This is a genomic window from Sorangium sp. So ce185, assembly GCF_051526825.1.
Classification (GTDB): Bacteria; Myxococcota_A; Polyangia; order Polyangiales; family Polyangiaceae; genus Sorangium; species Sorangium cellulosum_D.
In genome coordinates, this window is sequence record NZ_CP150316.1 from 8,833,078 (window position 1) to 8,847,070 (window position 13,993).

13 protein-coding genes are annotated in these 13,993 nt (G+C 72.2%); 6 read left to right on the plus strand and 7 right to left on the minus strand.

Annotated features, from left to right (window positions below; genetic code table 11):
• Window positions 1-150 precede the first annotated feature (150 nt).
• Window positions 151-1,056, plus strand: coding sequence for a hypothetical protein (locus WMF26_RS32325; RefSeq protein WP_437995855.1), 906 nt, complete (start codon window positions 151-153; stop codon window positions 1,054-1,056).
• Between the two features lie 69 nt (window positions 1,057-1,125).
• Here WMF26_RS32325 and WMF26_RS32330 read toward each other — a convergent pair whose 3' ends face one another.
• Window positions 1,126-1,950, minus strand: a complete 825-nt coding sequence (locus tag WMF26_RS32330) for a Uma2 family endonuclease (protein ID WP_437995856.1) — start codon at window positions 1,948-1,950, stop codon at window positions 1,126-1,128.
• Window positions 1,951-2,291: 341 nt separating this feature from the next.
• On the opposite strand from WMF26_RS32330, the gene WMF26_RS32335 reads away from it, so the two are divergent.
• On the plus strand, window positions 2,292-3,332 hold the full coding sequence (locus WMF26_RS32335; RefSeq protein ID WP_437995857.1) for a methyltransferase: 1,041 nt from the start codon (window positions 2,292-2,294) through the stop codon (window positions 3,330-3,332).
• Window positions 3,333-3,404: 72 nt separating this feature from the next.
• On the opposite strand, the gene WMF26_RS32340 is transcribed toward WMF26_RS32335, so the two are convergent.
• Both WMF26_RS32340 and WMF26_RS32345 read right to left on the minus strand, forming a co-directional pair.
• Window positions 3,405-4,247: a peptidylprolyl isomerase gene (locus WMF26_RS32340; protein WP_437995858.1), complete on the minus strand. Its 843-nt coding sequence runs from the start codon at window positions 4,245-4,247 to the stop codon at window positions 3,405-3,407.
• A 133-nt stretch (window positions 4,248-4,380) separates the two neighbouring features.
• The gene (locus WMF26_RS32345) at window positions 4,381-4,929 is read right to left on the minus strand and encodes an ester cyclase (protein WP_437995859.1); all 549 of its coding nucleotides are present in this window, start codon (window positions 4,927-4,929) and stop codon (window positions 4,381-4,383) included.
• A 194-nt stretch (window positions 4,930-5,123) separates the two neighbouring features.
• Here WMF26_RS32345 and WMF26_RS32350 point away from each other — a divergent pair, with 194 nt between their 5' ends.
• Complete coding sequence (locus WMF26_RS32350) at window positions 5,124-6,092, plus strand: LysR family transcriptional regulator (RefSeq protein ID WP_438002469.1); 969 nt, start codon at window positions 5,124-5,126, stop codon at window positions 6,090-6,092.
• 39 nt (window positions 6,093-6,131) lie between these two features.
• On the opposite strand, the gene WMF26_RS32355 is transcribed toward WMF26_RS32350, so the two are convergent.
• Window positions 6,132-6,701, minus strand: coding sequence for a hypothetical protein (locus WMF26_RS32355; protein WP_437995860.1), 570 nt, complete (start codon window positions 6,699-6,701; stop codon window positions 6,132-6,134).
• A 162-nt stretch (window positions 6,702-6,863) separates the two neighbouring features.
• Here WMF26_RS32355 and WMF26_RS32360 point away from each other — a divergent pair, with 162 nt between their 5' ends.
• Together WMF26_RS32360 and WMF26_RS32365 are read left to right on the plus strand one after the other, a co-directional pair.
• A complete protein-coding gene (locus WMF26_RS32360) occupies window positions 6,864-7,835 on the plus strand; it encodes an aldo/keto reductase (protein WP_437332204.1) in 972 nt (323 codons plus the stop codon).
• Between the two features lie 180 nt (window positions 7,836-8,015).
• A complete protein-coding gene (locus WMF26_RS32365; protein WP_437995861.1) occupies window positions 8,016-8,978 on the plus strand; it encodes an MBL fold metallo-hydrolase in 963 nt (320 codons plus the stop codon).
• A 272-nt stretch (window positions 8,979-9,250) separates the two neighbouring features.
• Here the strand turns inward: WMF26_RS32365 and WMF26_RS32370 are convergent, their stop codons facing one another.
• The 3 genes from WMF26_RS32370 to WMF26_RS32380 are packed head-to-tail and all read right to left on the minus strand — an operon-like array spanning window position 9,251 to window position 12,410.
• Window positions 9,251-10,117 (minus strand): carbohydrate ABC transporter permease, encoded by an 867-nt coding sequence (locus WMF26_RS32370; protein ID WP_437995862.1) that lies wholly within the window; start codon window positions 10,115-10,117, stop codon window positions 9,251-9,253.
• Window positions 10,114-11,112: a carbohydrate ABC transporter permease gene (locus tag WMF26_RS32375; protein WP_437950025.1), complete on the minus strand. Its 999-nt coding sequence runs from the start codon at window positions 11,110-11,112 to the stop codon at window positions 10,114-10,116. Before WMF26_RS32375 ends, WMF26_RS32370 begins: the two co-directional genes overlap by 4 nt.
• The gene (locus WMF26_RS32380) at window positions 11,109-12,410 is read right to left on the minus strand and encodes an ABC transporter substrate-binding protein (protein WP_437995863.1); all 1,302 of its coding nucleotides are present in this window, start codon (window positions 12,408-12,410) and stop codon (window positions 11,109-11,111) included. Before WMF26_RS32380 ends, WMF26_RS32375 begins: the two co-directional genes overlap by 4 nt.
• 587 nt (window positions 12,411-12,997) lie before the next feature.
• Here WMF26_RS32380 and WMF26_RS32385 point away from each other — a divergent pair.
• Window positions 12,998-13,993 carry an ABC transporter substrate-binding protein gene (locus tag WMF26_RS32385; protein ID WP_437995864.1) on the plus strand — a complete coding sequence of 332 codons (996 nt, stop codon included), beginning with the start codon at window positions 12,998-13,000 and terminating at the stop codon, window positions 13,991-13,993.

Below are 13,993 nucleotides of genomic sequence, written 5' to 3' on the forward strand. Positions count from 1 at the left end.
GCGCCCAGCGCGCGACCGCCGCTGTTCGGCAGCGACGCGCGGCCCCCACATCCGGCGCGTCCCGGCCGCCGCGGGACGCCGTACGGCGCCTTCGTGCCCACCGCCGGCGGCGCGATGGCGCGCCCTCCGGTTCGTGGACATGCTGCCGCGATGGAGCCGCCGTCCGATCCCGTGGCCCCGTTTCTCCCCACGGTCGCGCGCGCCCGCACCGAAGGCCTCGCGCTTCCGCCCGGCGCGCCCGCCGAGGAGCGCCGCGTGGCCGCGCTGGTCGTCCTCGCGTCGATCGTGCGCCGCGAGGGCTGGACGGAGGTCGTCGACCTCAGCCCGGCGGCCGCGGCGCAGCTCGAGCCGGGCGACCCGCCCCGTCCGCTGTCCTTCGAGCCGCGCGCCTACCGGCGCCTGGTCGAGGATCTCGGCCTCGCGCCCTGCACCGGGTGCGCCGGCGCCTCGGGGGGCGCGCGCTGCCCCCGCTGCAGCGGCCGGGCCCGGCCGTACGCCTGCTCGTGCCGCGCGGGATACGTCCGCTGCCCGTCCTGCATGGGCGCCGGCCGCGTCCGGCGGGTGCGCATCCGCCATCTGCAGGACCGCCCGCTCGAGATGCGCGAGCTCTACGCGCCGCCCGAGATGACGTTCGTGCCGTCGCTGTTCTCGTTCGAGGGCGCCCTGGAGCGCCGTCTGGGCGCCGACACCCCTCCCGAGCCCCTGCGCTGCCACGACCTCCGCCCCCGCGCGAGGAGCAGCGCTTACCGCGGCGGCAGCGATCGGACGGTCGAGCCGGATTTCCACGGCCACCGCTTCGCCGGCACGATCGAGCGCGCCGTGTCCGGCCTCACCGCGCTCGCCGCCGGGGGCCGCCTCGTGGCCCAGGCGGTGCGCGCTTATGCATGGCCGCTGCTGTGGTTGCGTTATGGTCCGGACGAGCCCGCGCGCGACGTGGTCGTCTATCCCGATCTCACCGGCGCGCTCCGGATCTTCGCCGGCGTCGCGGGCGCGGCGACCGCAACCCACGTGCAGGAGAGGACACGAGGCGCTCGCGTCCCGGGGGTGACGCGATAGCTCGCTCGTGCATCGATCGAGCGCCCCGCCGCCGGCGCACCGAGCCGGCCCTCGCGGGGCGCGCGGTCGTCAACGCGGCGTCTGCTTGCCCGTAGCCTGCGCGAGCTCGGCCCGCAGCGCGTCCAGCTCGGCCTGGAGCTTCCTGTTCGCCTCCCGCGCCTCGGCTTCGGCCTCCCTCGCCTTCGTCGCGGCCTCACGCTCCTTCGCCGCGGCCTCCCTCGCCTTGGCCGCGGCCTCACGCTCCTTCGCCGCGGCCTCGTCCGGCGTCGGCAGCAGCTCACGGCCCTCCCTGTCGCGCGCCAGCCGGAGCATCGGGCCGACCGACGGGTCCTCCACCACGGTCCACCAGAGGCCCAGCGTCTCGCACGCGCAGAGATCCGGGTCGTCCGGCGACCGCTCCACGAGATCGCCGTCGAGCGCATCCCAGACGCGGATCGGCCGCGCGCCGTCGTCGGGATCGAAGCGCACGACCTCGCGGATGCCCGCGGCGCGGTAGCGCTCGAGCTTCTCCTCCCACGCGGGCTCGCCCTCGTCCGAATCGCTCACGATCTCGACGCCGAGGTCGGGGGCCCCATGCAGCCACGTCTTCCAGGTGCGGAAGGTCCGATGAGGCGCGCCCAGACGCACGAAGGCGTCGGGGGCGAGGCGCTTCCTCGGCGTCGTCGGGTCCCAGTAAACGAACTGGTCGGAGCCGAGCGTCGCTGCGTGCGCGAGCTCGCGCTTGAGGATCAGGTACAGCGCGGTGCGGAGCTCCAGGTGGCGGTTCGTTTCGGGCACCTCTTCGGCCTCCGGGAAGACCACCGGCTCGGGCGGGCGGCGATAGACGTGGGCTCCCAGCCGCCGGTGAGGCGCAGCGGGCGGACGGGCGGTCATCTCGGGCTCGACAGCGGACATGGCCTTTCGCCGAGCGTAGCACGACCGCCGCCGTGCTGAGGCGGTCGCCCCCTCTCCCAGCCCGGCCCAGCCCACCCGCCGCGCCGAAACCAGAGCCGCTTACGTCTCGCGCAGGCGCCTCATTTCGCGCAGTCGCCTGAGCCGCACGCCGAGCAGCGTCGTCCATCGCGCCCGCCGGGACGCTGGGCTCGCCACGGCCGGCGAGGGCGCGGGAGGACCCACGAGGCAGCGAGCAACACCTGGTCAGCTCCGACCGAGCTCAGCTATGTTGGAGACGGATCGCTCGCCGGCCGCGCCGGCATCCCCCTTCTTGAGCAGAGCGGAGGAATGCATTGACGTCCATGAATCTCGAAAAACCTACCTGTGACGACTCCTTGATGCGGCAGCTCGGGTGTTCGGTCTACCAGCTGCCCATCATCAGCGTCGCCGACGAACTCGGGGTGTTCTCGCTCCTCGAGCAGGAGCCCGCGGGCATCGCGGAGATGGCCGGGAAGCTTCACCTCAGCGTCCGCGCGACCGAGGCCCTCCTGGCCTCCCTGGCGGGCATGGGGCTCCTGGTGCGGTCTCATGGCAAGTTCCATCTCACCGAGACGTCTCGCAACTTCTTGATCCCGACCAAGCCGTTCTACTGGGGCCACTATGTGCGGCTCATCTGCCAGGTTCCCATCACGCACGGCACCTTGCTGGAGACGCTGCGGCGGGACGGGGCCGTCGCGTGGGGCGAGGGCCAGGGCAAGGTCATCTCGGAGGAGTGGGCAGAGGCGGACCTGTCGGACGAGCGGGCATTCGTCTTCACCCAGGCGATGCACAGCCACTCGTTCGCGACCGCGGTCGGGCTCGCGCAGCGGGCCGAGCTCTCGGGCGTGGGGCGCCTCCTCGACGTCGCCGGCGGCTCCGGCTGCTTCAGCATCGCCCTGGCGCAGCAGAACCCCGGGGTGCGTTTCACCGTCGCCGAGCTGCCGCCCGTGTGCAAGGCGACGCGGAGGTACGTCGCGGAGCACGGCCTCGAGCATCGCATCGACGTGCTGGAGCTCGACATGTTCCGCGACGCGTGGCCTTCGGGTCACGACGCGATCTTCTTCGCCAACATCCTCCATGACTGGGACAGCGCGCGCCAGCGGCGCCTGGTCCAGCGCAGCTTCGATGCGTTGCCGCCGGGCGGCCGCGTCCTCATCTACGAGCTCCTGCTCTCGGACGGGCAGGACGGCCCGCTCACGGCGGCGCTGTTCTCCATGAACATGGTGTACATGACCCCCGGCAAGCAGCTCACGGCCGGCGAGCTCGACGAGCTCGTCCGCGGGTGCGGGTTCACCGACGTGTCCGTCATCCCGGTCTACGCGGGATACTCGCTCATCAGCGCCAGGAAGCCGCTCGCGCGGTGACCTCCTCCACCGCGGGCGCCCAGCGCCGCGGCGCCCCGAGCGAGCGGCACGGCCGGCGCACCCGCGCCCTCTTCACGGCGCGCAGCGCGTGATCGTCACCTCGCGCAGGCGCAGCTCCACGAGCGGTTTGTCGTCCTCGTCGGTCTCCACGTGCGTCATCGCGGTGACCACCTCGACCGGCGCGCACTGGCCGAAGATCGTGTAGTCGCCGTCGAGCCAGTCCGTCGCCACCTCCGTGATGTAGAACTGGCTTCCGTTGGTGTCGGCCCCGGCGTTGGCGTAAGCGAGCGTCCCCGCTCGATGCTTCAGCGCGGAGATCTCGTCGTCGAACTCGTACCCTGGCCAGCCCTCGCCGGTGCCGAGCGGGTCGCCGCCTTGCGCCATGAACTCCGGAATCACCCGGTGGAAGGTCAGCCCATCGTAGAACCGCCGCTTCACCCAGCTGCCGGTCGCCGAGTCCCGAAAGGGCCGGCGCCCGCGGGCGAGGCCGACGAAATTGGCGACCGCGTTCGGGGCCTGCTCCGGGAAGAGCTCGCACGTGATCTCGCCCTTGTCGGTGTCGAGGATCGCGCGCAGCGGCCCAGGCCCCTCCGGGAGCTCGGCGAGCGCCTCGGCCAGGGTGAACACCCCCGCCTCGGGATCGGCGGCGCCGGGGAGCACCTCCTCGGGCGCGTCGACGTCGGGGCCGCACGCGGCGGCGCCACCGCCCCCGGCGCTCGCGCTGCTGCTCGAGGCGGTCGAGCCCGCGGCGCCTCCCCCGTCGCCCGCGCTCGCGCTGCTGGTCGAGGCGCTCGAGCCCCCGTCGCCGCCGCCATCGCCATCGTCACAGCCGGCGGCGAACGGGAAGGCCAGGAGCATCGCGGCGCAAAGGACGCTCGCATACCCACCAGGAGAAGAAGCGGTTCGGATCTGCATCCGATCGACGCTCGCACGAGCCGCGCGAAAAAGCACGCCCGACTCGCCCGGGGATCTCGCGCGCCGCGAGGCGAGACAACGCTCCTCGCCGGCGGACCCGGGGCGCGGAGGCTCCACCGGGCCCGCCCCGTCATCACAGCGCCACCACGCCGAGCTGCTGAAACAGCGTCAGGTTGTCCTCGATATGCCAGTTGTCAGTGATACGTCCGTTCTGCACGCGCAGGATGTCGGTGGCGATGAAGTCCACGGCCTGCCCGGCGCCCTTCGTGTCGCCGAACGTGCCGGTGAAGTGGCCTCGGAAGCGCAGGTGCGCCACCACGTGATCGCCGACGACGATCAGCTGCTCCACCTCGCAGCTCAGGTCCGGGACGGCGGCGCGGAAGCTCTTCGACGCGAACGCCGGGCCCGCCGGGCCCTGCGGGCGCCCCTTGGGCAAGGTGCGGTCCGTGAAGGTCGGCGCGATCGCCGCGTCGAGATGGCGCTCATCGCCGGTGTTCCAGAACGCGTAGAACCGGCGTGCCGCGAGCATCTCCGCGTCGACCTGCTCCCTCGGCAGGCTCCCGTCGACGACGGTCGACCGCGGCGATGGCAGGTCCTCCGCGCCGGCGCCCTGCACGTAGCAGGCGCTCGCGGCGGCGAAGAGCGAGAGGGAGAGGGCGCTGATCAACAGGGTCTTTTTCATGGGGCGTGTCTCCTCGGAACAAGCGATCTCGGACAGCCGATCGGGTCGATCGGCGACACGAGCCACCTTGATCCTTTCCGGCGCGTAGGAAAACGGCCGCGATCGCCGAACCATCTTTTCGGAAATGTTGAAGATCGCCCCCGGCGCGGCTACCCTGCCCCCGCTTCGCTGCCCGTGACTCGCCGGGGGTGCGCATGGTCGAGCTGGAGGACATGCAGCTGTTCGTGTGCGCCGTCGCGCGGGGCAGCCTCTCGGCGGCGGGGCGCGAGCTCGGGTTCTCGCCGGCGGTGGCCAGCAAGCGCATGACGCGGCTGGAGGCGGCGCTCGGCGTGCGCCTCCTCCAGCGCAGCTCGCGGCGCCTCACGTTCACCGCCGAGGGCGCGACCTACCACGAGCGCTGCGTCGCCATCCTCGCCGACGTGCGCGAGGCCGAGCTCGCGGTGACCGCCGGCCAGGCCGAGGCGCGCGGCCTCCTGCACGTGTCGGCGCCGGTGGATCTCGGCCGCCAGTGGGTCGGGCCCGCCGCGGCCGACTTCGCGGCGGCGCACCCGGGGCTCCGTGTGCGCGTCAGCCTGTCGGACCGCGTGGTGGACCTGCTCGACGCCGGCGTGGACGTGGCCGTGCGCCTCGGCGCGCTCGGCGACTCGCGCCTCGTCTCGCGCCGGCTGGCCCGGAGCCGCCGCGTGGTCTGCGGCGCGCCGGCTTACCTCGCGCGACGCGGGTGGCCACGCACGCTGGCGGACCTCGACGCCCACGCGTGCATCGTGCTGCAGCGCCCCGGCATGCGCGCGCTCTCGTGGACCTTCCGCACCGGAGAGGGGCTCCACGCCGTCCGCCCCGCCGGCCGCCTCGTGGCCGACAGCGGCGATCTGGTGCGCGACTGGGCCGTCGCCGGCCACGGCCTCGCCTTCAAGTCGATCTGGGACGTCGCCGCGGACATCGACGCCGGGCGCCTCGTCCCGCTGCTCACCGACCTGCCCTCGCCGGGCTCCGCCGTGCACGTGCTCTATCCGAGCCGCCGCTTCCAGCCCGCCAGGGCGCGGCTGTTCGTCGACTTCCTGGCGGAGCGCTTCGCCGCCCACGAGGCCGCGGTGCTGGCCGCGGCGACGCCGCGCGCCGCGCCGCCGGCCGCCCCTCGCCGCGCGCGCCCGCGCTCCGCCTGAGGAGCGCCGCCGCGAAGGCGGCGAGAGGACACGCCCGCCTCAGGCGCCGCCCTGCCCGCCCGCGCCGAGCGCCGCCAGGAAATGCTCCCGCTCCGCGGCCGTCGGTCGCCGGCCCGAGAGATAGCGCCGCTGGTGCGCGCGGGCCGCGCCGATCGCCGCCTGATTCAGGATCTTGATCGGCACCCTGGGCGCGTACAGGCTCGTCACCTCGAGCAGCGTCGTCGCGCCGGAGCCCGGCGAGAAGCGGTGAATCGCGAGCCCCCGTTTCCACAGCATGTTCTCGTCGATCGTATCGACGCGGATGGCGAACGACTCCGGCGCGACGCGCTGGGCCGAATACCGCGACGTCTGCGTGAACGGCCCGATCCCCGGGAGGCTCAGGCTCGTCCGGAGCACGAAGCTCGGCTCGCGGTACGATCCCGACTGCATCGCGCACTCCGTACCAGGGAAGAGCTCCCGCGCCTGGCCGTGCTGATCCCAGAAGACGGCGGCGGCGTCGAACGGGTCGATGTGCCCGAGCTCGATGGTGAACCGGACGCCAGAGAGCCCCTGCGCCTCGTCGCGGACGTCCTCTGCGTGCTCGAGCTCCGTGTCCTCCTGCTGCCACATGATCGTCTCCTCGCCCGACGAAACGAGCCTATGGGAAGCACGGCAGCGCATCAAGGAAGCGGCGGGCCAGCTCACGGACGCGCGACTCCGGCGAAGCCCTACGGCGCGTTCAGCGTGCCGGCATGGACCGCGCGCGGGGCGCGTTGCTACCCTCCCGGCACCATGAACCACCGCAATCTCGGACGCACCGGCCTGAAGGTCAGCCCTCTCTGCCTCGGCACGATGAACTTCGGCCCGGAGACCAGCGAGCCCGACAGCTTCGCCATCATGGACCGGGCCCTTCAGCACGGGATCAACTTCTTCGACACGGCCAACGTGTACGGCCGGAAGCGCGGAGAGGGGATCACCGAGCAGATCGTCGGGCGCTGGCTCGCGCAGGGCGGCGGGCGGCGGGACCGCATCGTCCTCGCCACGAAGGTCTACGGCCCCATGGGCGAAGGGCCGAACGACAGGAGGCTCTCGGCCTATCACATCCGCCGCGCCTGCGAGGAGAGCCTGCGCCGTCTGCAGACGGACCATATCGACCTCTACCAGATGCACCACATCGACCGCGAGACGCCCTGGGACGAGATCTGGCAGGCGATGGAGCAGCTCGTCCGCGAGGGCAAGGTCCTCTACGTCGGCAGCAGCAACTTCGCCGGCTGGCACATCGCGCAGGCCAACGGGCTCGCCGCGCAGCGGCACTTCCTCGGCCTCGTCTCGGAGCAATGCGTGTACAACCTGAACGCGCGCACGGTCGAGCTGGAGGTCCTGCCCGCGTGCCGCGCGTTCGGCCTCGGCGTCCTGCCCTGGAGCCCGCTCGCCGGCGGGCTGCTCGGCGGCGCCCTCCAGAAGGCGCGCGAGGGCCGGCGCGCGTCGGCCGACGCGCAGGCGCGCATCGAGAAGAACCGCCCCAAGCTGGAGGCCTACGAGGCGCTCTGCGCGGAGCTCGGCGAGAAGCCCGCCGACGTGGCGCTGGCCTGGCTGCTCAAGAACCCGGTCGTGACCTCGCCCATCATCGGCCCGCGGACCGCCGAGCAGCTCGACGGCAGCCTGCGCGCCCTCGAGCTCCAGCTGTCCCCGGAGCACCTGAAGCGCCTCGACGAGGTGTTCCCCGGCCCCGGCGGCGAGGCGCCCGAGGCCTTCGCCTGGTAGCGCGGCGCCGGGCGGCGCTCGCCGGCGCCGCCCGGCCCACTCGGCTCCACCTCCGCGCCGGCGCCGTGCGCAGGAGTCGCGCCGCGGGCCGGGTCGATTTCGATTCCCTGGCGTCGAGCGGGTGGCCTACGCTCCTGAGCCCGGAGGCGCGTCCAGCGGCGCGCGCGGCAGGGGGTGGACATGGGCCGATCGCGGTATGAGCAAGGGTTGCAGGAGGTCGGCGATGGCTGCTTTGCGTATCTCCAGCCGGCCGGCACCTGGGGGCTCAGCAACGCGGGGCTCGTCACCTCGGACGGCGAGGCGCTGCTCGTCGACACGCTCTTCGACCTGAAGCGCACGCGCGCGATGCTCGACGCCATGCGCGCGGCCACCCCGGCGGCGGCGCGGATCGGCACGGTCGTGAACACCCACGCGAACGGCGACCATTGCTACGGCAACGCGCTGGTCGAGGGCGCGACGATCATCGCCACGCGCGCCAGCGCCGCCGAGATGGATGAGGTCCCCGCGCCGATGCTGGCCATGCTGATGCGGCAGGCGCGCAGCGGCGCCGCCGGCGCGCTGGGCGATTACCTCGTCCATTGCTTCGGCGCCTTCGACTTCGACGGGATCGCGCCCACGGCGCCGACCCGGGTCTTCGAGGGGGAGCTGACCATCGCGGTCGGGGCGAAGGAGGTCCGCCTCCTCGAGGTGGGCCCCTCGCACACGAAGGGCGATCTGCTCGTGTACGTGCCCGCGGACCGCGCGATCTACACGGGAGATATCCTCTTCATCGACGTGACGCCGATCATGTGGGCGGGGCCCGTCGGCAACTGGATCAAGGCGTGCGACACCATCCTCGCGCTGGACGCCGACGTCATCGTGCCGGGGCACGGCCCGATCACGGATCGCGCCGGCGTGCGCGCGGTGCGCGATTACCTCGTGTACATCCGCGACGAGGCGCGGCGCCGCTACGACGCCGGCATGCCGCCGGCCGACGCCGCCCGCGACATCGCGCTCGCCGATTACGCGAGCTGGAGCGACGCGGAGCGCATCGCGGTGAACGTGCACACGCTCTACCGGGAGTTCAGCGGAGGGAAGCTCAATCCGCCAGGCGTGGTCGAGCTCTTCGGGCTCATGGCCGAGCTGGCGCGGAGGGCGCGCTGAGGTCTGCACACCACGACGGGCTCCGCCGACACGACAGGACGCCGGATCCCGCTCATGAGATCCAAGCAAAGATAAGCCAAGCGCACACCAGCCGTCATCCGTGGCAGCAGGCACATCTCGGCGCCTCGGCCGCGCGCGAGAGGGGCACCGCAGCCGCCGTGGACAGAGAGCTTCCCCCGAAAGCGACGAAGGATCAAGCGGCGGCGAGGCGCGCACGGACAGCCAATGTCCTTGCCGTCGCGCCGCCGTGACGCCGCGCGTCGGGCCGCCGATCACCCCTTCAAGCCGGTGCGGGCGACCCCCTCGATCACGTATCGCTGCGCGACGATGAACACCGCGAGGATCGGGACGCTCGCCACCACCGCGCCCGCCGTGACCAGCGCGTAATCGGTGGTGTGCGCCCCCTGCAGCAGCGCGAGGCCGGGCGACAGCGTGAGCTTCTCGGGGTTGAACAGGACGTAAATCGGCCAGAGGAAATCGTTCCAGTTGCTCAGCAGGCTGAGCACGGCCAGCGTGGCCAGGGCCGGCTTGGACAGCGGCAGCACGATCTTCCAGAAGACCTGGAGCCGGGTGGCGCCGTCGAGCGCCGCCGCCTCCTCGAGCTCCCGCGGGAGGCCGAGGAAGAACTGGCGCAGGAAGAAGACGCCGAACGCCGAGGCGGCCGGCGGCACGACCAGCGCCGTGAGGCTGTCGAGCCAGCCGAGGGCCCGGACGATCAGGTAATTCGCGGGCAAGAACATGATCGGCGGGATGAACAGCGTGGAGAGGACCGCGGCGAGCACGAGCCGCTTGCCGCGGAACTCCATGCGCGCGAGCGCGTACGCCGCAGGGGCCGCCGTGGCCAGCACGAGCAGCGCGTGCGCCGCGGCGGCGAGGAGGCTGTTCAGGAGCCAGCGGAACACCGGCGCCCCGGCGCTCGAGCCCGCGAGCGCCTCGTAGCTCTCGAGCGTCGCCCGCGCGGGCACGAGCGTGGGCGGCACCGCCGTCGCCTCGGACGGCGATTTGAGCGACGTGAGCGCCATCCAGATCAACGGGGCGAGGTACGCCACGGCGAGCAGGAGCAGCGCCGCATACGACAAGGCCCTCCCGATCTGCCGGCGGCGGACAGGGCAGCCGTCCTCGTGCAGCCGGAGCTTCATTGAGCGTCCTCGTCGCTGCCCCGGCCGAAGAACAGGAGGAACATGACGAGGTTCACGACCGCGAGGAAGAACGCCTGGACGTAGCTCATGGCCGCCGCGGCGCCGAGGCGGAAGCTCCGGAAACCCTCATCGGCGATGTACATGATGGTGGTGCGCGTCTCGCTGCCCGGCCCGCCCCCGGTGACCAGATAGGCCTGTCCGAACATGTTGGCCGACGCGAGGACGGTCATCGTCACGACGAACACGAACACCGGCCTGAGCCCAGGTATCGTGACGTGCCAGAACTGCTGCCATCGGGTCGCGCCGTCGATGCGGGCGGCGTCGTAGAGCTCCCGGTGGATGTTCTGCAGCCCCGCCAGGTAAATCACGGCGTTATAGCCGAGGGTCCACCACACCGTCATCCCGACCAGCGAGACCCACACCCACGGCACCGCCGTGGTCCAGCCGGTGTCCGAAGGCAAACCCACCTTCCCCAGAAGGTGGTTGATCGCGCCGACCTGGGGATCGAGGAGCAGCCGCCAGATCATCGCGACGACCGCCACGCCGAGCACATACGGCGCGAAGAACATGGCCCGGAAGAACGATCGGCCGGGAAAGCGCTGGTTGAGCGCGAGGGCGAGCAGCAGCGGGAGCGTCACCAGGACAGGCACGCTCAGCGCCGTGAACAGCGCGGTCGCCCGCAGCGCGCGCCAGAAATTGCCGCGGGTGGGCGAGCCGGACCGGAACAGATCCGCGTAGTTGTCGAGGCCGACCCACGGCCGCGACGGCAGGAACGGGTCCCAGTCGTGGAGGCTGAGCCACACGCCGAGGGCGATCGGCGTCGCGACGAAGAGGCCGAACAGCGCGAGGTACGGCGCGAGGAACAGGTAGGGCGCCCACCGCCGCGGCCGCGCGAGGCCGCGCTTCCGGAGCCGGCCGACGCCGGGGGCGCTCTGCGCGCCGCCGTCCGCCTCGGCCTGGCCGGGCTCCACGAGGGGTACGTCGACCGCCGTCACAGAGCCCTCCCGAACTTCTTGAGGTTGCCCGCGAGCAGCGCGTCGGCCTCGCGAGCGGCGCGGCTCAGGGCTTCGCGCGGCGTTGCCCTCAGCAGCACGGCATCGTTGACGGCGAGATCGAGGGTGGACGCGCGCACCGCGTCGGCCCCGGCGATGGCCGGCGGGAAGCGGACCGCCGGGAGCTGCTCGGCGACGATCGCCTGCTCCGTCATCCGCCGGAACGCGGCGCTCTCCCGGGCCTCCCGCCGGGCCGGCACCATGCCGGCCGCGGCCCAGTCGAGGGAGTGCTCGCTCAGCCAGGCGAGGAACACCACCGCCGCCTGCAGGCGGCGATGGCCAGCGCGGGCCCCGGGCTGGCGAGGGAGCACGAGGTGGTGCGCGTTGCCCCAGACCGCCCGGTGCGCGCCGATCACGGGCACCGGGAGCACACCCCAGCGGAGCCCGGGGACCGCCTTGAAGGTGTTGATCATCCAGACGCCGTTCCAGAGGAAGGCGTTCCGGTCGTTCATGAAGGCGATGCTGTCGGCGTCCTGGCCGACGTCGCGCGGGCTGTAGCCGCGCCGGATCAGCTCGACCATGAAGCTCAGCGCCTCGACGCCGGCCTCGGCGTGGAACATCGCCCGGGCCCCGTCCTCCGAGAACAGCTGGCCGCCCGCCTGCCACAGGAGCGACTGGAACATCAGCCCGCCGGTGAACAGGACCGGCGACACCCACGATCCCTGGATCCCCCGCCGCTTGAGGTGCTCGAGCGCGGCCAGGTAATCGCGCCGCGAGCGAGGCGGCGCGGCGTCGTCGAGGCCGGCGCCGGCCAGCACGGCGCGGTTGACGTAGAGGCCGAGCGGGTGGACGTCGAGGGGGACGCCATAACGGCGCCCCCGGAAGACGCCCGCGCTCCAGAGCGTCTCGGAGAAGTCGCCGGCGCCGAGGCCGAGCGCCTCGGTCACCTCGTCGAGGGGAAGGATGGTGCGGTGGACCGCCGCCGTGGCCAGCTGATCGGCGTGCATGACGGCCACGTCGGGGCCATGACCGCTGTCGACCGCGGCCGGGATCTTCTGATAAAAATCGCCCCACCGGGTCACGCTCATCCGCACCGTGATGTTGGCGTGCTCGCGGTTGAACCGCGCGATGAGCCGCTCCATCGGCGGCCGGTCGCCCCCGGTGAAGCCCGTCCAGAACGCGAGATCGACGGCCGGGCCCGCGTAACCCCGGCTGCCGCCGGCGGCGATGGCGGCCTGGGCGCGCAGGTCGACCGGCTCGCCGCGACAGCCGAGCAGCAAGAGGCCTGCAGTCGCCCCCATGCCGGCGAGGAGCTCGCGGCGGCGCGGCGGCCGACCGGCATCTCCCCACTCCGTCGGTGCTCGCCCCCTCTGCATCTGCCCTCCGCGCACGATCGCACCGCGGAGGGCTCGCTTTCGGCTTGTTGCCCGCGACCGAGCTGAGCCACGGCTCACCTCCGGTCCCCCGGCTGCAACGGCGATCTACACCGGTGTCATGCACCGTCCAGCAGATTATTCCCGGAGAGCAGGGGCGCTCACGCGTTGATCCCAGATTGCGTGGATATCCCCTTTTCGATGGGAGATTTCATCCAGGCTTATCGCCGACGACATGGATGCTGCCGGACAGACGGGCGCATCCAGCGGGCAAGTCGCAGCGGGCGAGGCCGCCCGCCGCGCCCGCGTCGAGGAGCGCGACGAAGCGCACGATCGCCGCCCGCACCTCCGCCGGGGCGCGGCGCTCGCGGCGCTCGCGACTTACCTGCCCACCTTCACCACCATCGCCATACCTTGGATCGCAGGCCCCGATTGTCATTGCGCTCACCGGCCGAACGAAGCGATGATGCCAGGACGGTGCTCTCGGCCGGCTTCGAGTTCCCGGAGGAGGCGCGATGCAGACTCCCCTCTTGCGTCACTGGCTCCTGTGCGGATTGTTGCTCCTCGCCACCGCCTGTGACCTGGGCAAGGCCGAGCCGCGGCCGCTGCGCCTCACGACGGTCAAGTGGGCTGGCTTCACCCCCTTTTACGTCGCCAGAGACCTGGAGCTCTATCCCCCTCCCGGGCTCGATATCGTCCGGTTGAGCTCCGGCGTCGACGCCACTCACGCATTCCTCCACAAGCGCGCGGATTTCACCGCAGGCTCGCTGACCGAGGCGATCCGCTTCCTCGATCAAGGCGCCGATCTCAAGATCGTCCTCATCACCGACACCTCGAACGGCGCGGATGGCATCGTCGCGCGACAGGGGATCTCCAGCGTGGACGATCTGAAAGGCAAGCGCATCGCGGTGGAGATCGGGACCGAGGCGCAGTACCTGCTGATCCGCGCGCTGTCGCTGCGCGCGCTCTCGATCGATGACGTGACGGTCGTCAGCATGCCCCCGGAGGCGTGCATCGCCGCGCTGGAGCAGGGCCAGGTGGACGCGGCTGCGCTCTGGGAGCCGTTCCTGTCCACCGCTCGCGAGAGGGGCATGTCGCTGGTCTTCTCGAGCAGGCAGATCCCCGGCGAGATCGTCGATGTCCTCCTCGCGCAGCGCGACGCCGCGGAGACGAGGCGCGAGGAGGTGGCCGGCGTGCTCCTGGCCTGGCACCGGGCGGCGCAGGCGATGAAGCAGCCGGAGCGGCAGGAGGAGGCGCAGCGGTCGGCGCTGCGGTACCTCGGCACGAGCAAGGAGGCGCTCCAAGCGAGCCTTGCCGGGGTGGAGATCGCCGATCTGGAGCAGAACCGCCGCCTCCTCGACCGCGGAAGCCCAGGGGCCTCGCTCTGGAGAGCGTACGAGCTCACCGCGCGGTTCATGGTCGAGCACAGGATGGTGAGGCGCCCGCCGCCGGATGCCAGCGCGGTCATCGACGCGCGCCTCGTCGAGCGCGCCCTCGAAGCGCGGCCTTGA